Source organism: Paenibacillus sp. SC116, assembly GCF_024733555.1.
Taxonomy (GTDB): domain Bacteria; phylum Bacillota; class Bacilli; order Paenibacillales; family Paenibacillaceae; genus Paenibacillus_B.
The window spans coordinates 354,350-380,298 of the sequence record NZ_JANIOF010000001.1 but is presented as its reverse complement, the minus strand read 5'-3'; the positions used below and the strand labels follow the sequence as shown (position 1 = coordinate 380,298).

At 43.5% G+C, this 25,949-nt stretch carries 23 protein-coding genes and 2 pseudogenes; 3 read left to right on the top strand and 22 right to left on the bottom strand.

What is annotated here, in order from left to right; translation table 11 throughout:
- Positions 1–300: 300 nt before the first annotated feature.
- The 13 genes and pseudogenes from NQ117_RS24095 to NQ117_RS01340 all read right to left on the bottom strand — a co-directional run.
- Positions 301–465 (bottom strand): annotated as a pseudogene (locus tag NQ117_RS24095) (TetR/AcrR family transcriptional regulator); the annotation flags it as partial.
- Positions 466–655: 190 nt separating this feature from the next.
- Positions 656–2,065, bottom strand: coding sequence for a serine hydrolase domain-containing protein (locus NQ117_RS01395; protein WP_258276244.1), 1,410 nt, complete (start codon positions 2,063–2,065; stop codon positions 656–658).
- A 333-nt stretch (positions 2,066–2,398) separates the two neighbouring features.
- Complete coding sequence (locus NQ117_RS01390) at positions 2,399–3,502, bottom strand: ABC transporter permease (protein ID WP_258276243.1); 1,104 nt, start codon at positions 3,500–3,502, stop codon at positions 2,399–2,401.
- On the bottom strand, positions 3,503–4,780 hold the full coding sequence (locus NQ117_RS01385) for an ABC transporter permease (protein ID WP_258276242.1): 1,278 nt from the start codon (positions 4,778–4,780) through the stop codon (positions 3,503–3,505).
- Positions 4,781–4,792: 12 nt separating this feature from the next.
- Positions 4,793–5,725, bottom strand: a complete 933-nt coding sequence (locus NQ117_RS01380; RefSeq protein ID WP_258276241.1) for an ABC transporter ATP-binding protein — start codon at positions 5,723–5,725, stop codon at positions 4,793–4,795.
- Positions 5,726–5,863: 138 nt separating this feature from the next.
- Entirely contained in the window at positions 5,864–6,499 is a 636-nt protein-coding gene (locus NQ117_RS01375; protein ID WP_258276240.1) for a response regulator, read from the bottom strand.
- The gene (locus tag NQ117_RS01370; protein ID WP_258276239.1) at positions 6,499–7,638 is read right to left on the bottom strand and encodes a sensor histidine kinase; all 1,140 of its coding nucleotides are present in this window, start codon (positions 7,636–7,638) and stop codon (positions 6,499–6,501) included. Before NQ117_RS01370 ends, NQ117_RS01375 begins: the two co-directional genes overlap by 1 nt.
- Before the next feature lie 227 nt (positions 7,639–7,865).
- Positions 7,866–8,657 carry an SDR family NAD(P)-dependent oxidoreductase gene (locus NQ117_RS01365; protein WP_258276238.1) on the bottom strand — a complete coding sequence of 264 codons (792 nt, stop codon included), beginning with the start codon at positions 8,655–8,657 and terminating at the stop codon, positions 7,866–7,868.
- A 199-nt stretch (positions 8,658–8,856) separates the two neighbouring features.
- On the bottom strand, positions 8,857–9,864 hold the full coding sequence (locus NQ117_RS01360; RefSeq protein ID WP_258276237.1) for an AraC family transcriptional regulator: 1,008 nt from the start codon (positions 9,862–9,864) through the stop codon (positions 8,857–8,859).
- Positions 9,865–10,097: 233 nt separating this feature from the next.
- Positions 10,098–11,300, bottom strand: a complete 1,203-nt coding sequence (locus tag NQ117_RS01355; RefSeq protein WP_258278125.1) for an MFS transporter — start codon at positions 11,298–11,300, stop codon at positions 10,098–10,100.
- Positions 11,301–11,497: 197 nt separating this feature from the next.
- Positions 11,498–12,499: an alpha/beta fold hydrolase gene (locus NQ117_RS01350; protein ID WP_258276236.1), complete on the bottom strand. Its 1,002-nt coding sequence runs from the start codon at positions 12,497–12,499 to the stop codon at positions 11,498–11,500.
- Positions 12,500–12,665: 166 nt separating this feature from the next.
- Positions 12,666–12,932, bottom strand: coding sequence for a glycine zipper domain-containing protein (locus tag NQ117_RS01345; protein WP_258276235.1), 267 nt, complete (start codon positions 12,930–12,932; stop codon positions 12,666–12,668).
- 141 nt (positions 12,933–13,073) lie between these two features.
- Positions 13,074–14,258, bottom strand: coding sequence for a DUF418 domain-containing protein (locus tag NQ117_RS01340; RefSeq protein WP_258276234.1), 1,185 nt, complete (start codon positions 14,256–14,258; stop codon positions 13,074–13,076).
- A gap of 229 nt (positions 14,259–14,487) precedes the next feature.
- Here NQ117_RS01340 and NQ117_RS01335 point away from each other — a divergent pair, with 229 nt between their 5' ends.
- Positions 14,488–15,078 carry a TetR/AcrR family transcriptional regulator gene (locus tag NQ117_RS01335; protein ID WP_258276233.1) on the top strand — a complete coding sequence of 197 codons (591 nt, stop codon included), beginning with the start codon at positions 14,488–14,490 and terminating at the stop codon, positions 15,076–15,078.
- A gap of 105 nt (positions 15,079–15,183) precedes the next feature.
- On the opposite strand, the gene NQ117_RS01330 is transcribed toward NQ117_RS01335, so the two are convergent.
- Complete coding sequence (locus NQ117_RS01330; protein ID WP_258276232.1) at positions 15,184–15,888, bottom strand: type 1 glutamine amidotransferase; 705 nt, start codon at positions 15,886–15,888, stop codon at positions 15,184–15,186.
- A 238-nt stretch (positions 15,889–16,126) separates the two neighbouring features.
- Here NQ117_RS01330 and NQ117_RS01325 point away from each other — a divergent pair, with 238 nt between their 5' ends.
- Positions 16,127–17,029 (top strand): LysR family transcriptional regulator, encoded by a 903-nt coding sequence (locus NQ117_RS01325; RefSeq protein WP_258276231.1) that lies wholly within the window; start codon positions 16,127–16,129, stop codon positions 17,027–17,029.
- Positions 17,030–17,118: 89 nt separating this feature from the next.
- On the opposite strand, the gene hemL is transcribed toward NQ117_RS01325, so the two are convergent.
- The 6 genes and pseudogenes from hemL to NQ117_RS01295 all read right to left on the bottom strand — a co-directional run.
- Entirely contained in the window at positions 17,119–18,417 is a 1,299-nt protein-coding gene (gene hemL / locus NQ117_RS01320; RefSeq protein ID WP_258276230.1) for a glutamate-1-semialdehyde 2,1-aminomutase, read from the bottom strand.
- A 217-nt stretch (positions 18,418–18,634) separates the two neighbouring features.
- Complete coding sequence (locus NQ117_RS01315) at positions 18,635–19,255, bottom strand: MarR family winged helix-turn-helix transcriptional regulator (RefSeq protein ID WP_258276229.1); 621 nt, start codon at positions 19,253–19,255, stop codon at positions 18,635–18,637.
- Positions 19,256–19,361: 106 nt separating this feature from the next.
- Complete coding sequence (locus NQ117_RS01310; RefSeq protein ID WP_258276228.1) at positions 19,362–19,601, bottom strand: thioredoxin family protein; 240 nt, start codon at positions 19,599–19,601, stop codon at positions 19,362–19,364.
- A gap of 133 nt (positions 19,602–19,734) precedes the next feature.
- Positions 19,735–20,970, bottom strand: a complete 1,236-nt coding sequence (locus tag NQ117_RS01305; protein ID WP_258276227.1) for a serine hydrolase domain-containing protein — start codon at positions 20,968–20,970, stop codon at positions 19,735–19,737.
- Positions 20,971–21,051: 81 nt separating this feature from the next.
- On the bottom strand, positions 21,052–22,260 hold the full coding sequence (locus tag NQ117_RS01300; protein ID WP_258276226.1) for a serine hydrolase domain-containing protein: 1,209 nt from the start codon (positions 22,258–22,260) through the stop codon (positions 21,052–21,054).
- A 358-nt stretch (positions 22,261–22,618) separates the two neighbouring features.
- Positions 22,619–22,882: pseudogene (locus tag NQ117_RS01295) on the bottom strand (MBL fold metallo-hydrolase); the annotation flags it as partial.
- A gap of 652 nt (positions 22,883–23,534) precedes the next feature.
- Here NQ117_RS01295 and NQ117_RS01290 point away from each other — a divergent pair.
- A complete protein-coding gene (locus tag NQ117_RS01290; protein ID WP_258276225.1) occupies positions 23,535–23,963 on the top strand; it encodes a VOC family protein in 429 nt (142 codons plus the stop codon).
- Between the two features lie 136 nt (positions 23,964–24,099).
- On the opposite strand, the gene NQ117_RS01285 is transcribed toward NQ117_RS01290, so the two are convergent.
- Positions 24,100–24,408, bottom strand: a complete 309-nt coding sequence (locus NQ117_RS01285) for a hypothetical protein (RefSeq protein ID WP_258276224.1) — start codon at positions 24,406–24,408, stop codon at positions 24,100–24,102.
- A 269-nt stretch (positions 24,409–24,677) separates the two neighbouring features.
- Positions 24,678–25,889, bottom strand: a complete 1,212-nt coding sequence (locus NQ117_RS01280; protein WP_258276223.1) for a macrolide family glycosyltransferase — start codon at positions 25,887–25,889, stop codon at positions 24,678–24,680.
- Between the last annotated feature and the right edge of the window lie 60 nt (positions 25,890–25,949).

The window sequence follows — 25,949 nt, the reverse complement described above, 5'->3', positions numbered from 1 at the left end:
ATGACTGCGTACCAAGCCATCTTGCAGAAGGAATTTATCAAATAGCCGCTCCCACACTTGATCTTTGATAGCAAGCTCATGACCAAACTTCTCTTCTATATCTTCCTTTAATTCATCCGGGATCGAATAAAAAGCCTCATATACGAGCTTCGATTCTTCTGGATGCTTGCGATAATAGTCAAATTTCCTGCGCATGTACAGATCAAGCGCTTCAAAAAAATACTCCTGCTCACTGATGAAGTCCACTTCAAGCGCAGTGCTCACCTTTTCATAACAATGTTCTAACAAACTAAGATAAAGTGTTTTTTTATTTTTAAAATGATGGAAGATTAGCGCCTTAGAAATACCAGCCGCCTCTGCCAACATTCCAGTTGACGTATGTTTATATCCATGGCGTGCAAACACAGACAGGCACGCTTCTAAGATGTCATCCCGCTCATATAGCTGTACTGGCAAGTGCTTCATCTCCTACATCTTTTACTGACCGATCAATCCATTGCATTGTAAACAAAGATGGTCGATTGGTCAATCTATATACCAGTATACGATAACTGATCTAGGAGAGCATCAAACATATAATAAATTATACCATTTCGTAGTACAGTTTAATTCATCATTGTATCAACATGTGCTTCAAGCAGGATCGACTTCCTGCCTAGGCAATCTTTGGTGCCACTCGCAAGCCGATGTAGCAATACAACGTCCCATCTGGCAATGTCGAGAATATGACAGGCATCCAAGCCTCATTAAAGGAAGGACCTGCTCCTGAACCAGCAAATACCGTTTCGGTTACGGGAACCAGCTCCATTTCAAGCGGTGGTGATAAGTCTTTCATGCCGTCAACAAATTCATACACAAGATGTGGCTTGCCTTCACGCTCTGTGACCGTGATGATGACACCTTCACGTCTATAAGTGCCGATATACCGCGTGAAGTCCACCTCCGGCGGATTCGCAGATGGAGCAAAAGCTTCTGGCATGTTCACTCCAGCCAGTTCTTCGAGCAGCTCACGCAGCAGTCCCGCATAAAGCATACGCGCTCCTCCGCCATTCGTGAGCAAGGCAATCGCAACACCTGCTTCTGGCACCACACGTAAATATCCGTATTGTCCAATCGCAGCACCGTCATGACCAAACCCCTTGATTCCATCCCAATCATAGAGCGTCCAGCCTAGGCCCCATCCGTCGGAACTAACTGTCCATTTGTCTGGGACTTTGACCACACACTGCTGCATTTCCGCCACGGTTGCAGCTTCCATTATGCGAGTTCCGTCTGGAGCTATTCCCCCATTCAAGTGCATGTGGGCCAGCCTAACGACGTCAGCAGCCGTCGCACAAACTCTGCCTCCCGGACCTTGTGAACGTGGCATAGGGTCCCATGACGGAGCTGGCTCAGGTTCTTCGCCGGGCCTGCCTAAATGCCCCATCGCCGCGCGGAATCGCAGCACTTCTTCAGGAAGCGTCATGGTGCTCGTGAGACCGAGAGGAGTGAACAACAGCTTTTTCAGCGCCTCATCCCAAGTCAATCCAGTCAGTACCTCAGCGATGCGGCCAAGCACTGTGTATCCAACGCCACTGTATGAAGTCGCCGTCCCAGGCGGGCAATCCATGGCAACCCCTTTACTAGCCTCAACATAGCGCGCTAAACAGTCATCACCACGACCACTGTTATAATTGAAGTCGCAGGTCAAACCACTCGTATGGCTCAGCAGCTGTCGTACCGTAATCGTCCTTGTTGCTTCCGCATCTGCGGCCTCGAACTCAGGCAGCACCTCCTTCACAGGTGCATCTAGATCCAAGACGCCGGATTCAACCAGCTTCATTACGAGCGTAGCCGTGTAAATTTTGGCGATGGAACCGAGCTGAAACACCGAGTCGGTAGTTACCTCCACTCCAGTTCCACGATGCAGCACACCACTTGCTAATTCGTATGTATGTCCTTCTGTAAGAACTGCCAGTGACGCTCCAGGAACGCAATATGTTATACGCAGCTCATCCAACCTTTTCTGCCAACGAGCAAGATCAAACGTGTTGCTCAGTTCACCTTTATTTTCGTTATAGGTCATCGTAATTTCTCCTTCCCCAATTAGGAATTGATTCACTAAATAACCTGATACTAACCAATCGGTCAGTACGATTGTAATTTATACTAACCGATTGGTCAATATATATTTTTCCTTTTCATGGTTTTTATTTTCTGTTGCTGAATGTGCCATAGAGCAAGCATTTTTCATAAAACAAGATATATTGCCAAGCAATTACACGCTGCCAGTGCAGAGCAACAAAAAAACAACCCGATTCCGTTTGAACATTGGAATAAGGTTGCTTAAAGAGTACCTGTATTTTTACTATCAACTTGCCTATGTTAAGTCCAATGACTGCTTTAGATATTTCAAAATCTACGCCCTTCGTCTCTCCACCATATTAATCCCTATGCCGAAGAAAATGACAGTCATCAGCAGCAGCTTGGCTAGAGACAAATAAATGTCTCCCCAGCCTTGCTGATACATCGAAACACCTATCAATGCGTCCATCGCATGTTTAATCGGGAAGAACTCGCTAATCCATAGCATCACTTCGCTCGTAATTGTACCTGGTGGCATATAGACTCCACTTAGCACAGGCATCATTGGCACAACCGAGGAGAAGAAACCTCTAAACTGCTCTGGTGTTTTAAACATACCTGTAAATAGCATGCTCATCGCCACCGTACTAATGATATAAAGCACGCTAATGATGGTTAGAAATGCAGCATTTACACCAAGATCGTATCCTAATACATATTTAAATAAGCAAAATACGATCGTGATTTGGACGATTCCGATAAGCGTACTGTAAGTCAGATGACCAAAATACATCTGCGTCTTGGTTACAGGCGATAATATTACCCGATTCCAAATACCAGATACTTTTTCCGCCGTTACGGCATTCACCTTGAATCCGATCGTGAAAATGACGAGGAATAGCGTAAATCCAAATAGCAGCTGCAAGCCCATATTGTAGCTTTCTAAGGCATTTCCCGTAGGTGTACTGGATTGCAGGCTCATCGGCGGTTGTTCCAAATATACCTTCATCACATCACGGATTTGCTTTGTATCATTTGAATGCTGGGCAGCTGCCTTAATTTTAAGTTCCTCCGTGTAGATAGATTGCATATGCTGCTGGACTAGATTTGCATTTCCGCTCTCCCTAACTGAAATGATGCGAAAATCATTTTCCAGCAGCTTAACTGCCATTTCCAATCGACCTTGCCTGACATCAGCTATTACGTTTTCTTCGCTTCGCATCGTAAAAAGAAATGGGCCGGCTTCATTTAGGCGATCCAACCATTGTTCCGCTTCAGCTGCCGCTATCCCTTCTCCGGAAAACGCATCGATTCTTAATTTCGTTTCTGTATGAGATCCAAATAAAAAGGTTGCCACGATGGAGAGTACGATAAAAATAAGTACCATATAAGGGGAGCGTTTTTCTTTCATCCATTGAGCCAAAAACACGGGTAACATTTAGATTCGCCCCCTTTTAGGAAATATCCAAACGCTAAGTACGACAGTTACTGCCGTGAATAGCGCTAAACCAAACAGCCCGCTCGTCACAACATCCCACGACTGTTGTTGAATCCATTGTGTCATCGTCGACAGCCAGAATCCATTCGGCGTCCATTCCCATAAACGCTGCATACTGTCGGGCAAAATATACACAGGAACAAAGCTTCCACCTAAAATCCCTAACATAAGCAAAATGGATTGAATAATGGCATTTGCTATATTCGTATTGATACGCAGCATAAGTGCCGTAAATAGGCCTGACATGGCTCCGATAAATAAACAGAGCATAAACGTAAGTAAGATGAATCCGAACCAGAATTGCAACGAAAATCCCGTAAATACATTCAGCACGAAGTGGGACACGACGATGACTAGCAGCAGCTGCACGATGGCCAACACTAGTGCTGAACTGGCTTTACCTGCCAAATAAGCTAATGGGCGACTTCCCGAAAGCAAAATACGCTGGAATACTTGTTCCCTTTTCTCGGTTGTTGCTTTGTTCGCAATAACGATCGAGGCAAATAAGGTGAATATGACACTAATAGAGAGAGTGAAGTATTGTTTAGTAGTCACTGTCTTTACGCCCTCTATCTGTTCCATTCCTCCAATTGCACCAACATTAGGCTGCCAAGCCATTTCACCAATGCTTCCTAGCTTTCTTCCAGCATAAGTAATCGCTGCATCGGTATTCAATTGCTGGGTAAAGCTCTCGATAATCCCCTGCAGCACACTGACTTCCATGGTAGGCTCTTCTGCTACAAGGCGGATTGACGCACCTTTACCTTCACCCAGCAGCATTTTATCCAATACATGTCTTGTAAATTGTTCCGGCAAAATAACAATGGCATCGATCTCTTCTGCTTTCAGCCTGAGCAATGCTTCTTCTTCCTTCATATCCATTCGTTCGATCATGTCTGCAACTGGTTTGCTTGCAAGTAGATCGTTTAATAGCTTAGTCGGTTGAATCTCTTTCGCTAGCCTCCCTACAGCAGCAGCCTCTTCTGCCTTCATTCCTTTTGCCGCAAGCGAATCTTGAAATTGCTGCAAACCGTTGGCTGCGTCGTCCTTTACGACGTATGCAACTTTTGCCTGCAGCGATGAAGTCGAACTTCCAAACCAGTCAGGCACCAAGAATCCCATGACAACAATCAAAATAATCGGCAGGATAAGCGGTATTAACACTTGCTTGCGATCTCTATAGAAGACGAGTATATCTTTCTTAAAAAACGCGCCCATCTTTATCCCCCTCTAATCACGTAAGGTCCGCCCGGTTAAATGAAGAAACACATCTTCCAAACTCGGCGTCTGCACATGCATGTTAGTTACCTGTGCACCATGCCGTTCGGCAAGCTGTACGATTACGCCAAGCACACGGCTTTGTTTAGCTACGATCAGCTTGAGTCCCTGTATCGTTTCCTCGACCTGCCTTACCGAATCTATCGCCCGAATCGCGCCGATCAGCGGTTCTTTGTATGCATCAAGCTGCAGCAAAATGGTATCTTCGCTGGACAAAATGCGACCTAGCTCCTCTTTTGTGCCCGATGCGATCACTTTGCCATGATCCATAATGTACATGCGATTACAAAGCTGCTCGACTTCTTCCATATAGTGGCTTGTATATAGGACAGTCGTGCCTTTTTCACGATTCAACAGCTTTACTGTTTCTAAAATATGATTGCGTGATTGAGGATCAATCCCTACAGTCGGTTCATCCATAATGACGATTTGTGGATTGTGCAGCAGCGCTGCTGCTATGTTAATGCGCCTCTTCATGCCTCCTGAATACGTCTTAATTAACTCCTTCTGTCGATCACGCAGCCCTACGATTTCTAGTACCTCTTGAATGCTGCTTTCCAACGCTGACTTCGGCAGTTTGTAAATTCGACCGAAAAATAACAGGTTCTCATAGGCACTCAATTCCTCGTATAAAGCGATATCTTGCGGAACGACACCAAGCACCTTGCGAATGTCCTGCGGATTTTTAACGATACTTTTTCCATTCAGCTTTACATCTCCGTAAGTAGGAACTAGTAAGGATGAAATCATAGAAATGGTTGTAGATTTGCCCGCTCCGTTAGGCCCTAACAATCCAACTGATTCGCCACGCTCTAAATAAAGACTGACGCTGTCGACTACGGTTTTCCCCTTAAAGCTTTTGCTCAGTTCCACTGTTTCTAGCATGCTTTTACCTCCTTGTTATTGACCTCGTTTGAGGGTATCCTGTGCTGCTTATGATTCAAGTGTATAAGTAAAAAGACAGTGCTCCCACTGTCTCCCGTCATTCCTTTTATGTATAACCATGACTTTAGTCATGGTCGATCAAACAACGTTATGCCGAATCGCATAAATAGCTAACTGCGTCCGATCCCGCAGCTCCAGCTTCTCCATGATCTGGCTGACATGATTCTTCACTGTGCCAATGGACAATGCCAACTGTTCAGCGATTTCCTTGTTGCTGCGGCCTTCACCAATCAGTCGGAGTATTGTCAGTTCACGCGGGGTTATAGACGCATCAACCTTAAGGTCCTCCCGTTCAGTCTTCAAAAGTCGGGGGATGACTTTGGCAGCCACATCATCTTGCAAGGCCATGCCGCCGGACAAACAGCTGCGAATCGAGCGGATCAAGTCCGCTGGTTCTGCGTCTTTGAGCATATAGCCATTTGCGCCGCTTTTGAGCGCTTCCAATGCATATTCATCGTCATTAAAGGTTGTTAAAATAAGTATTTTGCTGCGCGGGCAGCGGGAACGAATGATTCGTGTTGCTTCCAGTCCGTTCATTTCTGGCATACGAATGTCCATCACGATGACCTCGAATGAATGAGTTTCACATAAAGCAACTGCTTCCTTCCCGTTCGCCGCTTCTCCTGTAACACGCAATTCCTCATCCGTTTCTATCATCATTTTCAAGCCTTGCCGTACCATCGTTTGATCCTCTGCTAGTAAAATCCGAATCATCAAGCTTCCCCTCTTTCTCTCAGGATCGGAATGACACCACGTACGAGGAAACAATCTTCATAGGCAATCGCCTCCAGCGTCCCCCCTGCTTCTTCAATCCGCTCACGCATAGACTGCATGCCAAAGCCTTCACGCACAACGACTTTGCTCTTTAAACGGTTCATAACCTCAAACCGAAAAATACCCCCTCCAGGTGCTTCAAAAGTTATCGCAGCTTCTCTTACTTCACCATGCCTCATCAGATTCGTCAGTGCCTCTTGCACAGCCCGATACACCGCAAAGGATTGTGCAGCATTCAACGGAGCGGATAATGCCCCGTGCTTGACCGTAAATTGAACCCACATAAAATGTTCGGCTTCCAGCCTGCGAATCATATTGAGGATCGCTGTCAGTCCTCCCGTCTCTTGCTGCTTCAACGATTTGACTGCACTCCTCGTCTCTTCCAGACTTTCCTTGGCAAGCTCCTTAAGCGCAAGAACCCGTGAAGTATGCTGCTCATCCGTCTGCATGCGAAACACTTCCAACTGCATGAGCAATGCCGTTAGCCTATGCCCCACTGAATCATGAATATCTCTTGCGATCTGTGTACGCTCTTCCTGACGGGCCACTTCTTCGTCCGTGGCAATGCGCCGTTTCATTCTACGATATTCACTAAGCAGCGCATCATTACGCTGTTCCATTTCTTCCATTTTTGTTTTTACAATGTGATACACAGCAAGACCAGCTGTAAGCATACTTGCATACAGAACGATAAACATCGTTGGATATGCAGCGTATCCAAGTAATCCAGGAATGAAAAGATTGGCGATTAGCACAATCCCGACGACACTCGCCAATGTAGCCGGCAATTGATAGACAGCCTTTCCAGCGAGCAGAGAATATATCAATAGTAAATATAGAGCATGTTCTGCTGTTTGATCTGGCCATAATGCAATCGTAGAAAGAGTCGAGGCGGCTACTAGTACAGCCGTCAGTCCATATGGATGCTTGCGCAGCAGCGCGGCTACGAAATAAAGAGCAAAAAATGCCGCGATTACAGCTAGTCTCCAAGGCATTAACGCCTCCTCAATCGGCAGGCTGAACCAAGCACATAGCCATGTAGCCATTAAAAATAGAAGCCATGTCCAGTATGATCGCATGTTGGGCCCCCTTTTTGTCCTACCTTTCTCAATATAGGTAATTATAGGTATAGGCGATCTATTCGGCAATATGCCTTTTATGCAAAATAGGCTCAATTCTACCACAGATAGAATCGAGCCTATTGACGTACGGTACTTATTATATTTGTAAAACAATCGTTAATAGCCTGCTAACCAGTCTTTCACATTGCGCTTAAGGTTTTTTGCAAGCCGTCATGGCCTTCATATTAAAATATGGTAGGCACCATGCCCCCATCCATACGAATCGGGGAACCTTTAAATGCGGATGCATAAGGATTGCACACGAATGCAGTCAGCCTGCCTATTTCAAATGGCCTGATGAACCGCTGGATTTCAGATTGGGGTAGTCTTGCTGCCATAAATGATTTCTCTTTTTCAGAAAATGTCATATCATCAGGATACAAACTATCAATGATTTGATACACCTTTTCGGAAAGCGTTGGTCCTGGCAGGATCGTATTGGTTGTGACCTCTGATCCTACCGTAAGCTTGGACAAGCTTTTTGATAGTGATAACAACATCGATTTGGTCATAGCATACTGAGGCATCAGCCCCGAGGGCATAATCGCTTCTTCACTTGCGATAAAAATGATTCGTCCATCATTGTTGTTAAGCATCTTCGGTAAATAAAAGGAAGACAAACCATTGGCGGCAAGGACATTCGTTCGGAAGTATTTTTCCCATTCTTCATCGTCAACGTCCTCATAGGACATGATTTCATAAATGCCCATATTGTTTACCAAAATATTAACATTGGGATATTTCTCAAATAAAGCTTCTCTTTGCTGCTTATCCACGATATCTGCTGCAGCATGCTGAGGAGAAGTAGCTGGGAACTCCGCCTTCAATTCTTGTACGGTTCGTTCTACCTCTTCATTATTCCGTCCATTGACGAGGACATTGGCACCTTCTCTCGCAAGTTCTATGGCAATTGCTTTCCCTATACCTTTAGTCGATCCAGTTACTAAAGCTGTTTTATTCCTTAATCCCATATCCATAACTTCATCTCCTTTGTTGTCAATCACTGCAAGTTGATCTGAAGGTATTCTTGTTATTTTTGGAACATCATTGTGTTCCGGATAGAGATTATATTACGTTGTCTGGATCGTTCGGTAACTAGCGTACAGCGCCAAATATCTTGTTTAACCCGCCAAAATGAATGAAATACGAAAAAAGAACTGTTTAGGTTCCGAGATGTTATGACGGCGGGTTTGATTCTAAATATTCCGCACGCCAATTTGAAGGACTATCTCCTTCCCAGAGACGAAAGGCGCGATAAAACGAGTTCTGGTCTTCATATCCTACTAAAAATGCCACTTCTTTAATATCGAGCTTGGGGTTTGCCAAATATTCTCGGGCCTGCTCATGACGAGCCTGTGTTATTAGTTGCTTGAACGTTGTGCCTTCTTCCGTAAGACGGCGCTGCAAGGTACGATCGCTCATGCCCAACTCGTTTGCTACAGTCCGAATGTAAAGCCGCTCTCCTGTTTGGCCTCGCTTCAAAATCCATTTGACCATCGCGGAGATTGAACTTCCACGCTGTGCATCCAATGTTTGATCCAATACAGGAGTCAGGATCTCCAGCAGCTCTTGGTTATATGAAATAAAAGTACGGTTCAAATCCCTTCGATGCAGCGTTAATCGGTTGGAGGTTGCCCCCATTCGGATAGGACAGCCAAAGAAAGCTTCTAAAGCTTTTACATCCCCCATCGATTGAGAAAATTCCACAGATCGTGCTGTTAAAGGCTGCCCCGTACCCCGTCGCCCAAGCTCTAACAGAAAGGCCAGCGTAGTTCCAACCAGCACTGGAGGTCCGGATTGCCCGCTGCGCATCCATTCCAATTCGATTGTACAGCTCTCGCCCTCTTCGGTTATCTGCAGACGCTCCGGAGGGCACAATTGTTTGTACCGAGCCATTCGGTTAAGGGCATCACGATAATCACGAGCATGGTAGGTCGCTAGAACGGTCGGTGGATATTGTCCCGTTTCAAAGGCAGTTGCAAGTTTGATCATGGCAATGGCAGTGTCACCAACTAGATCGGAGTAGGCTTGCCAAATTTTAAAGTATTGGGCTGTATTGACAGCTGATTCCGTAATAATCGTTAGCGGTAGCCCTGCTTGACGAGCTACATCATGTGGAGTAATTCCTACTTGTTGTACTCCTGTCCAAAAACCCGTCGGGAATTTTATACGGTCCGATATCATTACGAATGAATCTCCTTACGTTTATCGTTACTGTTTAAATGTAAGTATACAGCATTATCACGGACCCATCTTCAATAGGGCGTTTTGCGGCTGTTTATTTAAGAAGCAAAAGAACAATAAGATAAATAAAAAGGGATACGAAGTCGGCGCTCCCGACTGTATCCCTCCTATCATTCATGTACTAGCATGGATTAAATCTTTCATTTTAGAAAAATGCGATCCCGATTCAGAACTTATATAAGTTCTTTTCTCTTTTTTAAAAGAACATACAGTATTCCGCTAAACACGGCGCAAATCGCAGCACACAAGCCAATAAATCCATACCCCGCTTGTAGACCACGAATTAAACCAATTTGCGTGTCAGCCCCATAGGCGTGTTTTACCCCCTCAATAATGCCGCCAATCATATAGTTCCCAATAACACAACCGATTCCCATTAGCGTCACGGTAAACGTAATCGCCGTATCACTGCTGCTCGGGTATCTTCTAGCGATAAACGCCATTACCGTCGGGTAAATCATCGCGATTCCGATTCCGGCTGCTGCGAACAAGAAGGCAAACTCTTCTCCTCCCCAAATCGCCATAAACGTGCAGATGGCCGAAAATGCAGAGAAAATGATAAGCGATAAATTAAACCCGATCTTATCTGTCAGAGGGCCTAATACAATTCGCGCTAACGCAAAGCACAAGAAAAAGGCAGACAGCATGCCAGAAGCTGTAACGGTATCCCATTGGTACGCTTTCTCTAGGAAATTGACTAACCAACCTCCCACGGCAAGCTCAGATACAACGCCAAAGGAAAGAATCAGCACCATAAACCACAATACTGGATCGCGCATCAAACGTTTTAATGGCACCCGCTCCTCATGCGGGAGATCGTCCCCAGGAAACGAGCTGCGCCACGCGAATATAATCGGAAGAATAGACAACGAAAGCATAACCAGATACATACCGCGCCAATCAATCGTATGACCGAAAATGGTCACGGACATAAGCCCCGTCGCGATCAATGGTGCCACAGTTGAACTAAGCCCATAGAAGCCGTGCGATAAGTTCATCATCATGCCCGTATTTTTCACGAAAATTCGTGCACCTAAAATCGCCAGCGCGATTTCCAGCATGCCATTTCCGATATACATTAGAAAATAGGACGAGGTAAACAACGCGTAACTATGAGAAAAATAGATAAATACACCGGATAGAATCATCGCTCCAAATGCTGAAATCGTAACCGCTTTAATGCCCCATATCCGTGTTAAATAAGCAGTAAACGAACACGCCAGCAAATAGCCTAACGCATTAAGTGACAATAAAGTACCAAGCTGACCTTCGTTGATCATAAAATCGATTTGTATTCGCGGTATTGCCGGCCCTTTAATATTTTCTGAAATACCAAAAATAATAAAACCTAGAAAGATCGTAACCAATTGCATCATATAGATTTTTTTATGCTTCTTCAAATGCTGCTCCACTCGATAAATCCTCCAAATCCCAACTAACTCTGTCAATGAGCATATTTTTCAAACCGATAACCTCTACTATATTACCTTCATATATGTAAAAAATTCAATATGTTTTCCTTACAGCTAATAAAAAAGCCTCCTATTCCAGTCATCGGAAAGGAGGTGTCTATTTATGAATTCCGTTCAAACGTATCTATAAATCGATTCACATGGTCAGCCATTTCTTTATAATTGGTCCAATGCAAATAATGATGCCCTTCCAGCGGGATTAGTTTACTTGTTACGGAATTGCTTAATTGTGATTCATAAAAGGTAAGATTAGTTCTCCCATCTACACTTGTTTTATCTTTTCTTTCTCTAGCAAAGATCATGACTGGCAAGTTTGGAGCAAATGACATTTTCTTCGTCTTCAAAATGTTGTTAGCCATTCCGTTCGCTTCATTAACTACATTTTTATTTGCACCCTTCCATGCAGAAATGAGTGCCGTCATCGCTAAATTCTCATCCGAATACGTTCCTTTACCTGCTTCAGGTAGGAATTGATTAGGTGAAACATAGGATAGCAATCTTGTAACCCCAGTTGGAGCAAACATGCTCATAAACGTCGGCATGGATGGAGCAGGTTCATTAAAGTAATCCAACGCTTGTGGTAAAGTAATATCATTCCCAATAATAGCTGCAACCTCGTTTGGATATTGATTCGCATAATACATGCTGTATATCCCCGATACAGAGTGCGGCATCAATATGTATGGGCCTTCGATATTCGCGTTCTTAAGTGCTGTCCTTATTTCCTCTACCATATTCTCCACTGTGCGTTCTTTGCTGGTTTGATCACTCCACCCATATCCAAAGGGCTCTACAACAACCACTTTATTGTTCTTTGCCATTTCATTCATGAAAGGCTCAAAGTCCAATGCAGGTGCTGTTGTTCCAAGTCCGGGTAATAGTACGATGGTATGCTCCCCTTGTCCTTTTGAATAGACATGCATATTCTTACCATCCACTTCAACGATCTCACCAGGAGCAGGGTGTTTGCTTCGTTCATACGCCGATATGGCATGATGAAATGCGATCCAGCTAACTAATATAACCGCGATGACCACTACAGTATTTCTCGTTACCTTCCAAATTTTATTTTTCTTCTTTATTGTTGGTACAATATGTTCCATACTATCTCTCACCTCTTCACTTATCATAATTAGCAGAGGTTAAAAGAAGGGTTGGAACAAATTTAAATTCCGTTTAAAAAAGGTGTACCCGAAAGGACTCTAAAGCGAGGCTTCTTTCAAGTACACCTTATGTTTCGTTTCGCTGCGTAATTATTGCTAGCAGTGTTTAAACTTCATCATCTACTGCATCTTCCATACTTTCGCCAGCCATATTACCGATAGCTGCACCTGCAATACCGCCTATAACTGTACCTACAGGACCTAATACAGAACCTACTGCGGCGCCTACCGCTCCGCCACCGACAGTTCCTGCCACTTCTCCTGCATTCATGTCAGCCGTGTCGGCGGTGTCACGATCAGAACCGTTATTGTGACTGTTACTGTGATTATGGTTGTGGTTATGATTGTGATTATTCTCATGCTTGTTAGACATTCCACTCATCCTCCTTCTTGATCGTAATAGGAAATGCGAGGCTTACCGTTACCATTGCCAGCACAATCCCACAGCATAGGTTGCCCATTTTGATCGGGACGGATTCATGAACATACATAAACGTAGTTACTGCTGCCTTTATTAATAAGATTTGCGATACACAAGTTTGCGAAGCAGCAATTCAGCAGGGCCTCGGTGTCCTTTTCTTTCTAAAAAGACAGAAACGAAGACAAGGATGAACCAAGTTAAGATTCCAATGAAAAAGACTTCAAAGCTGTGGAAGTACTTACCCAATCCAAGTCCCCAGCTAGAGAGTAGTAAAGCAAGTATGATGGAATGAAGCAAATAACTCGTCAGCGATCGTTGCCCAGTTGCGACTAATGCTTGAACGATCTTACCTCGGCTGCCAGCGGCACTAATACGCGCACTAATTAAACCGAACAAAGCTATATATCCGACCCCACCGAATATACCACTAATGGAGTGCAAGGTCATGAGATAAGTTGATTTCTGCCAAAATCCAAATACAGTGAGCGCCAAGGGCAGTGCACCTAACATCGAAACCGTTATACCGATAATACTTATTCTCTTTAGCAGGTACTGGTTCTGTTGAGGAGCTTCTAACAAACGTTTGTTACCTGCCCAGACTCCTATCAATACAGGAATGATAAGCGGCATAGCAATTAACGAATAAACGATCCAAAACGGATATTCAAACAAGCGCTTTTCTATGGCTCCGCCATATGATGTTGCTATCGTGGATGTATCCATTAGTGATGGCGCAGGTCCACCCGATAATAACCAAGCTTGAGTGATTAACAGGCCGACCATAATGAGGCTCAACCAACTGATAACACGAAGCAACTTTCTTTTTGGGGCAAAGAGCAGAGATCCGAATAGTAATCCAACTATTCCGTAAACGGTAAGAATATCAAAAGAAAATACGATTAGAGCGTGCGCAGCACCAAACAAGATCATATACAAGCATCGGCGCCGTATGAGCTTGCGAGTCGTTTGTTGCGAAGTACCCGCTGCTAGCTGGCGAGTCACAATCATAGCGAGACCATATCCAAAGAGCACAGCAAACATTGGATAAGAGCGCAGATCCACAATCATCATGGTTGCAAACTGGACGATACTATCCAGCAGGGTTCCTCCTGAAGGATGATTCAAGGTTCGGTATTCTGGGTTGTTCGAGATATACAAAGGTACGTGAGCAATGCATATAAGCAAAAGCATCATACCTCTCGCTAGATCAGGTGCGATCGAACGTTCATGCTTCGCAACCGCTCCTCTTGCAGCTTTCTGTAATCCTTCTTGACTCATAGTAGGTTCACTCCATTTCAGCAATCTGAACATGAACACGGAAGCTGAAGGAAATGTGACTGACTGTGCTCAGACTTTTATTTTATGAATGAATAATTCATTCATTTTTAAGTATAGGTATTTTTTTCTATTCGTCAATCCTTTTCTATTCGTATGTACAGATTGATTTGATGATCCAAATATGTTTAAATTACCTCAACATGACCTGTGAACCGGAGTGTGAGAATGGATGCCCCCGTTAAATGAAGAACAACTAGATCAGCTCCGCGATGAACGCAAAGAGCAAATTAAATATGCAGCGCGTAAAGTATTTGCCTGTTATGGCCTCTGTGGTACAAAAATGAGTATGATAGCCAGCGAAGCTGGTGTAAGTCAGGGGCTTTCCTACCGTTATTTCAAATCAAAAGACGAGCTGTTCGTAGAGCTTATAGAAGAAGCGATGGAAGAAGCGATGGATGCACTCATCTATGTTAGCGAACAGCAAGGTACACCAACAGAGTTACTAGCGATGATTACGGAAGGTATGCTTGAAGAAAACAACAAATATTACTTTATGCTCGTGCAGCAAGCACGTACGTCCGAATATATACCAGAGAAAGTTCAGCGGGTTCTCGAACAGTACTCCTCAGAGGCCATGCTCAAGCCATTACTTTCTATTTTTATTCAAGGTCAACAAAATGGAGAATTCATAGAAGGAGATCCTAAAAAGCTATTGTTCTGGTATTTTGCAATCATTAGCGGTATTATGCTGCAAGTTCAAGAAATTGACGGATTTGGTTTACCGGATGCGCAATTTCTGATACGTGTTCTCATCAAATAATTCCTTTATCCAATATAAAAAACCGCGATATCCGCGGTGTAGGAATACTATAATATACATAAATCGTGCCTTCATATTAGGTATGCCTATACGTTGTTATACGTACTAGGTATGCCTTTTATTACTTTCAAATGCATCAAGCAGCGTAAATAAGACTGCATTCGATAGTATCAACAATCTTGGCTGTGCCAGCATTTCATGGGGGGCTTGAACATAGGTCCCCTCTTCCAACTCGTCAGCACAATTTTCAATTAACTTCGTTATACTCACATCACTCGATTCCAAGTGAAATTGCAGGCCGATCACATGATCGTCGTATACAAATGCTTGATTCACACAGCCTTTGCTAAAAGCCATTTTCTTAGCTTCCTCAGGCAGTTCAAACGTTTCCCCATGCCAGTGAAAAGGAATAAATTCGTCCGGAATGTATTTGAATAAGGGAGAATGTTTGGCGTCCTCCGTCAACTTCACTGGAAACCATCCAATTTCCTTATTCTCATTTTTGTATACTTTACCTCCAATCACTTCGGCAATCAGCTGCGCCCCCAAGCATATACCAAGAACGAGCTTTTGCTGCTGAATGGCTTCTTTAATAAACTGCTTTTCTTGGACAAGCCATGGATAGGATGCTTCATCATGTACACTCATTGGACCACCGAGGATGACAAGCATGTCAAATTCCAATAATGATGGGAAATCGGCATTTTCATAGACAAGCGTTCCCGTAATCCCGTACTCTCTTTCTCCAGCCCACACGCCAATATTTTCAATCGATTCAAAGGGAACGTGCTGTAAATAATGAATTCTCATGTAGGTTTGACTCCCCCTCTTTCCTTAAAATCATATGAACTGAGTATAAAGATGCTTGTTACGATTAACAATTCAATTATTACTATAGAAACGATAGGTGCAGCCTATGATTGAACTTTACATACTCATTCCATTCATATCTAATAGCTATTTATAGGGATATCGCTCATAATGATAGTAATTTTCTTTGGACTGATCTTTACGATTGAAACGGGAACAGATTGAAAGAGGGAATCCTATGGAACTAAGACAATTAGAGTACTTTATGGCTTTGTGCAAAGAGCTGAATTTTACCCGGGCCGCAGAAAAGCTTGGCATCGCCCAACCTTCTCTAAGCCAACAAATTCGTCTGCTTGAGCATGAAATCGGCATGCCTTTATTTGACCGCATTGGCAAACGAACGGTTATTACCGAGGCAGGAAAAACACTGCTGCATCATAGCTACAATGTGTTTCACGAATTGTCGCAGGCTCGTGCCGCGATAAGTGAGCTGCAAGGCCTGAAGCGCGGAACATTGAAAATTGGTGCGCTTCTAACGGTCGTAAACTACTTGCTGCCGCCGACGGTTATCGGTTTCCACAGCAGTTATCCTAATGTGGAGCTGTCTGTGTTGGGGATGCGAACTGGAGATATTTTTGAAGCGATTTTACAAAACGAGCTTGATCTCGGCATTGTATTTTTACCCATGGAACATGATGATTTGGAGACGATTCCGCTTTATAAGGAGAATCTTGCATTAGCAGCACCTATCAATCATCCAATCGCACAGCAGCCATTCGTTACCCTTGATATTTTGCAAGAGACAACAAGTGTTTTACTCCCTGATACTTATTTTTTACGTCAGTTGATTAATGAGCAGTGCCGCTCCTTGGATTGCACGCCAAAGCAAGTTATTGAAATGACGACGATGGAGTCGATCATCAACATGGTTAGCCAAGGTGTTGGCGTTACAATATTGCCGAAAGGCTATCTAGAGTATATCAATAATCCGCATATTCGAACGATTCCGCTTCAAGATCCAATGCTCACTACCGAGGTTGGTCTTGTCTATCGAAAGAACAAGTACTTGTGCGCAGCAAGTCGAGTATTTATGGAGCAATTGCTTGCGACCGTTAATAATGGAAAGTATAACGAAAATTGACTAAAGACTGCAGCGGGATGGGGGTACGAGCATGAGCTCATCTTTCATTCCAACATCCCGCTGCAACCTTATTCATGCACAGAACAGTTTTACATTTTCAATGCTTGGTAATGTGCGTCTATCGTATTTTCGATATCCTCATCAGTATGTGCATGAGAAACGAACATCACTTCATACGGAGTGGGTGCAGTCAAAATACCCCGCTCAATCATTGCTGCATAGTATTTTTTAAATAACGACATATTCGATTGTTTGGCTGACTCATAATTAATAACATCATGTTCTGTAAAATAGGAACAGAGCATTGATCCTACCCGATTGACCTTCAGCGTGACTCCTGTCCGTTCCCCATTTTGCAGAAAACCTTCTGCTAATCGCGCTGATTTACGTTCTAATTCCGTATAGATTTCCGGATTTTTAAGTATACGCAAAGCAGTGTAACCAGCTGCCATAGCTAGCGGATTACCTGAAAGTGTCCCTGCTTGATAGATTGGCCCTATAGGAGCGATCTGCTCCATAATTTCGCGTTTTCCACCATAAGCGCCTACAGGAAGTCCTCCACCAATCACTTTACCAAGACAAGTAAGATCAGGTTTAACACCGTATAAACCTTGTGCTCCATTGTAGCTTACACGAAATCCCGTCATCACTTCATCGAATATGAGTAGACTACCGTATTTTGTCGTTATGTCCCGCAGCCCTTGTAGAAATCCAGGCAAAGGCGGCACAACTCCCATATTACCTGCAACAGGCTCGACAATAACAGCGGCGATCTGTTCGCCCAACTGCTCGAAGATCATTCGTACGCTATCCAAATCATTGTAAGGTACGGTAATGGTATGTTCTGCAACACTCTTCGGTACTCCCGGGCTATCCGGCAAGCCTAACGTCGCCACGCCAGAGCCCGACTTGATCAACATCGCATCGGCATGACCGTGATAACCGCCTTGAAACTTGACGATTTTGGGACGGCTCGTATAACCTCTTGCCAAGCGCAAAGCGCTCATCGTTGCTTCGGTGCCGGAATTTACCATCCGAACCATTTCCACAGATGGAACCGCTTCGCAGATTAGTTCTGCCAGCTTCGTTTCGATTTCCGTCGATAATCCAAAACTCGTCCCTCGTATGGCAGCTTTCCACACGGCCTCCACAATTTCAGGATGGGCATGCCCTAATATTAATGGTCCCCATGATCCAATGTAATCGATATAAGTATTTCCATCGATATCAAATACACGCGATCCTTGACCGCTAGCAGCAATAACAGGCGTCATATCAACGGATGAGAAGGCACGAACGGGACTGTTCACTCCGCCTGGGATAACCCGTTTTGCACGCTCATATGCCGCTTTCGCATTCCAATCTTTTCGCTCTACTTTCCATGACACTGAAGACTCCCCCTACTCACACTCTATATTTGTTTCGTAAGTGTTTCGTTGTGGGTTCAGTATAAAATTCTATGATTCATCGTTCAATACTATTATTTGTATGATAATGATAGTTTTTACCTATCATTATGGAAATGGGATGTATGCTGACTACGACCAAGCAAATTTCATTGTATAGTCACTTGGCTTAGCTACATCTAGACAGCAAATAAAGACGTCACATCTGGACGCCAATAGCAGGAGTATGTTCGGGGCATTCTTTTAAAGAAGCTTCGTGAGAAACATATTTTTGGACAAGTCCGCAATAATGCGGTTCAGCACCTTCTCGTGCATTTGGATGAAAATGAATACAACCTAAACAAGGTTCCGCAACGACGATATGACCTTGCTGCTGCATAGCGGAAATGACAGACCCGAGGCCAAGCTCTAAGTTAGCCAATACATCATCTGAAATGGTAAACAGTACTGCCTCAAGTGACTCACCCCACTGTTCCAGCTTAGCTGCTGACTGTTGCCCTTCTGATGTGAGCTGAAGCAACGTAACTCGACGATCCTCGGGCTTCGCTGCTTTGCGAATCAGCCCTTTTTGGACGAGCCCGTTTATGACTTTGACCGCAGTCACATGACTCGTTCCGATGGCATGTGCGAAATTACCGACAGTTGCTGCATCATTTCGTGTATGCAGGCAGAACAGCAAAGCTTGTATTTGGACAGGGGTGAAGCCTGCGGTATCGCTCTCTAGCTGTGTCATTTTCTTAATGGCTTGCGACATGCGAAATAAAGCCATACTTATACGAGCCGATCGATTGTTTTGTCGGTGATTGGGATCAAAGATCATCTGAGTTCGTACCTTCCATGTTTATTCTATTTCTATTTTACATCCAAACATGGTTACGTAAAAGGAAAAGGAGGAGCCAATTGCAGGCGCCCCCTTCTGGTACCACTTATCCTTGCTTTACATCGTCCATACTTGCGCCGAAATTAATGTGGTACACACCGCCATCAATAACTAGTGCCGGAACCGATTTAACACCAGCTTGTTCAGCTTCTTCAATACGATTGCGATCTGTTCCAAGATGGACAATTTCAAGCTCTACTTTTGATTTATCGAGGAACTCTAGTACAAATCTTTCACCTTCTACACAAATAGCACAACCTGCATGATAGTAAACTGCTTTAGACATGCTCAACCACTCCTACTGTTTTATATTATGTAGCATTGCTACACTTATTAGTATAGGAGCGCGAGCAAGAAGCATCAATTACAAATTCCCTATCATTATTATAGGAAATTGCAATGGTTAGACGTAGACGGATTTAGCCACTAGGTGTAAGTGTAAATTCGGCGTCATACACGTTCACAATCATTTCTGTAATGACGTTCTCCAAATCTTTTCCGTGATAGTTCATACTCATTGTTGCCACGTGCTTGCCGTCCATGGTTGCAAAAGTAAATGTTTTAAATCCATGAATACCACCCGTATGTCCCCATAGCTGCATACCATTCGGCAATGTAACTTGCAGCAGACCTAAACCATATTTTGATTGATCTTGGAATTCCACAGTATCTAAGAGCTGCTTCATTTGTTCAGGCTTTAGCAGCTTTCCGGAAAGGAGTGCCGAAATAAAGCGGTTCAAATCATCTGCAGTGGAAATCATTCCACCTGATGCATGGGCTGAAGTTGCATTCAACTCTGTGAAGTCTTGGAGCGGTCCACCTGACTTTAATTGATAATAGCCTCTTGCATGCGGCTTAGGCAGCTTTGTAGAAGTCCCTGGTATAGATGTGTTTTTCAACTTTAACGGCTTAATAATACGCTCTTCGATTTGCTTCGCGTATGTATCTCCCGTTACTTTCTCAATAATCATCGCTGCAACAATATAATTGGTGTTGGAATAGGAAGCCTGCGTGCCTGGTGTAAATAGGGGCTTTTGCCGTAATCCTTCTTGCACAAGTTCCTCAGACGTGAAGCTTTTAAAGCGGTTTTCATACACTTTTTGCATAAATAGTTCATCGGTGTAGCTAGCGATTCCACTTGTATGATTAAGTAATTGTCTGATCGTAATTTGCTGCCCGTCATAACCGTTGCCTTGGACAACCCCAGGTAGCCATTTGTCAACGGTATCATTCAAGCTTACCTTGCCTTCACCAACGAGCTGCAGCATTGTGACAGAGACAAATGTCTTTGTTACACTTCCAATCCGAAAATGAAAATTAGATTGCATGCTGCGATCCGCATAAATGCTAACTTTTCCTGCTGTATAGTGCTGCACAACCCCATCTTTATAAGTCTGTAGGAGAATTCCCGGAATCCCTTTCGCAACACCCTCTGCCATAGCCTCAACAATTAAAGGATTCCGTTTACTATCTTGATAACTGCTCTGAGTTGCTGGTTTACTTGCTGCGCGGCTCGCAGTTGATTTACTCGATTTTGCATGTAAACCTGCATCTGTTCCCGCTGCCGCCTGCACATGACCTTTAACTGTTAAAACCAATAGTCCGCTCGTCACTAAGACTGTCGCAGTAAGCATCATTCTTGTCCGAATATGCATATCGCGCTTACCTCCTGATGATAGATATATGGAAATGAAAGATCGAAAATAGGACGCAGGCGCACAGGAACAGAACTTCAATTATTTGGATGGTTTTGCGAATTCCGCTGCAAAAATTTTATCGCTTAATTCATAGACAGTATTCATTTTTTTCATATCATTAGAAAGTAAATTTAGGTTGAAATTGATTACATGCTTGCCGCCCATTGTCCCTCCTACGAACGTGAGATATCCGTGTATTGTCCCACCATGCCCCCAAATCTTACTCCCGTCAGGTAGCTTTGTTTCAAAAATGCCAAGACCATAACGGCCTATCTCACTATCTACTGGAGAGCCAAACATCTGCTCCATCTGTTCGGGCTTAAGTAATTTCCCAGCTAACAGTTCACTAAAGAAACGATTCAAGTCTGTAGATGTTGAAATCATTTCACCTGCCGCATTCCCCATCGTAACACTTAGCTCCGTGAAATCTTGTAAATTCCCATCTGCTTTATGTTCATAATAGCCTCTTGCATGCGGCTCAGGCAGACTTGTAGATGTCCCAGGAACATACGTGTTTTTAAGTTTCAATGGTTCAATAATGCGACGCTTTATTTGTTCCCCGTAAGTAAGTCCCGTTGCTTTTTCGATAATTAAACCTGCTAGAACTGTATTGGTATTGGAATAGGACCATTGTGTTCCTGGTTCAAATAACGGCTTTTCTTTCAATGCAATGTTGACTAACTCCTCAGACGTATACCTTTTGAAGCGATTTTCATACAAATCCGTTCTAACTTTTTCGTTAACCGTATAGTTCGCGATTCCACTCGTCATATTAAGCAGCTGTTTAATTGTTATTTTACTGCCATCATATCCATTGCCTTTTACAAGGCCAGGCAACCACTTCTCTACGGTATCATCTAAGCTCAATTTTCCTTCCCCTACTAATTGCAGCACAACGGTTGCTGTAAATGTCTTCGTCGTACTGGCAATTCTAAAGTGGAAGTTGGATTTCATCGGGCGGCCAGAATGAATACTCGCCTTCCCTGCTGCGTAATCCCATTTGACGCCATCTTTCAACGATTGCATCATCACACCTGGCACACCAGCAGCAATCATTTCATTGAGAAGCTGCTTAACTTTCTCTTTTTGTGCTACAGGATGAGTCTCTTTTACAGAGGATGCTTTTGCGCTGCTCACTGCTTGAGCACTCGCTATCGCTGCACCCCTTGTACCTTCGTATACATCCAACAACATTGTCCCTGCCATCATTACAGCTAAGCTCAACATCACTTTTCCTTTTACATTCATTGCGAATCTCTCCTCTACTATTACGATTAATAATGGGTATGAATGTGCTTAAGTCGTGTTCCTCTGTGCTGGCACATGAGTTAGCGTAAATGGGATGGTGTCATTGTTCATAGTGAGCAGATGTCATTTATCAATGTGACTGGAAGATAGCTTAGAAGTACAGATGTCATTTCAATCATGACAAAACGTCATATGACATAAAGGGAGGTAAGAAGCAACCCCATTCACGAATGCACGTTTCACGGCTTCAAGCAGTTCAGGTTCCAATCCAATACGATTATGAGCGCCAAATATTTTATGAATTCCGTCAATTTTCGTTGCTATTCTCTCCAGCGAATTAACCAGTTCCTCGGGGCTATTGCCCATGATTACCGATATGATCAGCATGAACATGTGTCGTGAGCACGATTATATGCAAGTCAGTCAGCTGATCAGTCATCCGCTTTGTGTTATCGCTCCCAAGACCAGTGCCAATAAGAGCTGCACGCTCTGTCCCAATAAGCAAGAACGAATGGACTTTCTCCCAATGTCCATATTCGCTAATTGCGAATGTCGTCTCATCCAACTTCAATACGGTAAACCATGCAGCATCTATTACGAAAGGATATTGAGTGCTTTTCATATGTATTCCCTCCAAGGCTGCATAATCATTGATTGTTGATGTTCCCCTTGACATCCTGAAATGCGATTAAAGACATATAATAGCTTTTCTCCTCATTTGATCATGAATAGGACCTCGGCTCCATGTATGGTAAAGTGCTTGTCCAGCAACTGCTTGAACTCCTCAAGACAGACATAAAAGCTCTCTTCACTCGCATGAAATCGGTACGTCGACGCGATGTTTTTCCTCCGATTGATATTGTTACTATCCAAAGCAAACGAAGCAGCAGGCGCATGCTCTATCTTCGAACGTGTAACCTCCAAAGTCTCCTTAACACCTGTCTTGAAGTTTCTATTAAATCCAAGCTTGGAAGTAAATGATCTTCTGGAATAAATCGCCGTGCTTCGTGTAATGCTTAATAGTTCGGCTAACTACTGGCCCGTATAAGCGTCTTTAACTAGGTTCATTAGTATTTTAGTACGAAGTGGATCTACAGCCCTTGTTCCTTATTCAGCGGTATTTTTACGGTATAATCGGATAAAACTATGCCTTAGAGGAAAGCGTTTGGAATTTATCTAAATGCGAACATATATTTGCATTTTTGAATTTACGTGATACAATGAGATCGAAATTCGAAGTAAAGCACTACATATTAATTTGAGGAGTGAATGTTATGTCTATCGAAGTATATCTTAATTTCAATGGAAATTGTCGCGAAGCAGTAACGTTTTATGCAGAGGTGTTTGGAACAGAACAACCTCAAATCATGGCTTTTGGTGATGCTCCCCCATCCCCTGACTTTACACTTCCAGAAGAAGCAAAGGATCTAGTCATGCATACTCGCATTAACATTAAAGGCAGCACGGTTATGTTTTCCGACGTGTTCCCTGGTATGCCGTTCGTAGTGGGCAACAACGTCAGCCTCACTTTCGTAGGCGATGATATCGAAGAGGTTCAATCTGCATTCCATAAGCTTAAAGAAGGCGGCAAAGTGGCGATGGAGCTTCAAGAGACGTTCTGGAGTAAATGTTACGGCAGCCTGACTGATAAATTTGGAATTGAGTGGCAGTTTAATCTTCGCAGTGAAGAGGACTGCGGCTAAGTTAACGTATTATTGCAGCGAGACATGGATGGTTTCAGTAGAACAGAGATCTATCCCCGTTTCTCCCCCTTCCTGTAAAAAGCTAAAGAGCATCTTCGTAAGCACAAGGCTTTCTGAAGATGCTCTATCATTTCCCTTATTCACTGATTTTTATTTTAAACACATTGTCTAAGTTCCCATCGAGTCGTTTCTTCAACGGAACTTTTACATCTCTGCTCAGTTCTTTGAAGAATGTTTCTGCATCACAATTTACATTGCTCGCATCAACGAATAGAACGTTTTCAGTAATGATATTTTGGTTGGAATCATGATCCACGGCTACTTCAATATCATATTTTTTCTTTAATGTGTTCATATATCTTGAAAAGATTTCAAGTAGTTCCTCGTTGCTAAAATTAGCAATCGCTAATTTTCCTTTGTTCGTAAATGTCAATTCAACTCTCATGTTTGCATTCTCCCCTTCTATTCAACCAAATTTTTATTTATAGCAGCTTCTCTCGCTGTACCTGGTTATTAAGAAAAGGCTATCTTAATCTTAACACTTTCGCAATGATCTTCATATAGTTTATTTCTTTTAAGTCATAAGTATCTTTTACCTTTCTTAATATGCCACAAAGTTCCACCTATAAAACAAGAAAAACGCCAGAAATATTTTCTGGCGCCGAGTGATGGTTTCCATGCCTATTTACGAAATGATTAAGCGCTCGCTCGCATTTATTGCTTTACGATGGAGAAACGACTGATAATTGTATCTGCTGCTCGAATATATCCCCCTGCCTGTCGTAATGATTCGCCAATATGGAATGCTTGCTGTTTGAAGCTCGAATCGCCTAACACCTGCATCAATGCTTCCCTCAGAACTTCGGCCGTAAGTGTATGATGATCAAGCGTGATACCTGCCCCAAGCTCCTGTACTCGATTCGATACGAGTGGTTGATCTGATGTTAATGGAATCATAACCATTGGGACATTATAATATAGAGCCTCGCTCACACTGTTCATCCCTGCATGTGTGACAAATGCGTCTGCACGTTCAAGCACCTCAAGCTGAGGAATATAAGGGCGAACAATAAAGTTGGAAGGAATGCAATCAGCCAATGGCTCCATGTCCGTATCTTTACCTGAAGACAGAATAAATTGGATCGGTAAGTCTTGAAATGCATCAAAGCACAGCTTATAGAAAGCCAAATCTCGATTCAAAATCGTCCCCATTGCGATGTAAACGGTCTGTTTGTGTGGGTCTAGGAGTTGATCCAGTGGAAAGTTGGGCGCATCTTTACGCGGCACAACGGACGTTCCTGCGAAGTAGAAGCTTTCATCGAGCTGATCCGCTTTAGGCTGCAAATAGCGGCTTGTATATACAAGCTTAAGTTGGCCGGTATGCTTCGTAAGTTCCGGTATCGATGGAGCTGGAACGTTAAACTGTTGAGCTAGCTGGTGTGCCAATTCCAGCGTTGATTCATACACATTTTCAACATCATCGTCAATGAATCCTTGCTCTGAACCAAGAGGATCTACAAATGCAAAGGATGCAATGGAGCATACGGCAGGAATTCCTAGACTTTGAGCAATGATCGTACCTCCCCAACCCATCAACGAGTCAAAGATTAAATAATCATACGTATCCTGTTCGACGACTTTCAATATTTCTGGAACGATTTTCTGAATAATACCGCGTACGACCATGTTGGCAAACTGGGAAGGATGCTTATAGGGAGCAGGCTTCAAGTCAGGATCATAGGAAAACGGATCTACTTGAAACGGATACGATCGAAATTCTGCTCCGGTCTGAAGCACTTTGTTTCGATACTCCTCCGCACACACATAAACGACCTCTTCACCACGGTCTATCAACTGCTTCACTAAACCAAGTGTAGGATTAACATGCCCTTCAGCAGGAATATTAACGATTAGCACGCGTGCCATATGAACATCGCCTCCAATAGTAGGATTACGTTTGAATTGTAACTCAACTACGTTAAATGA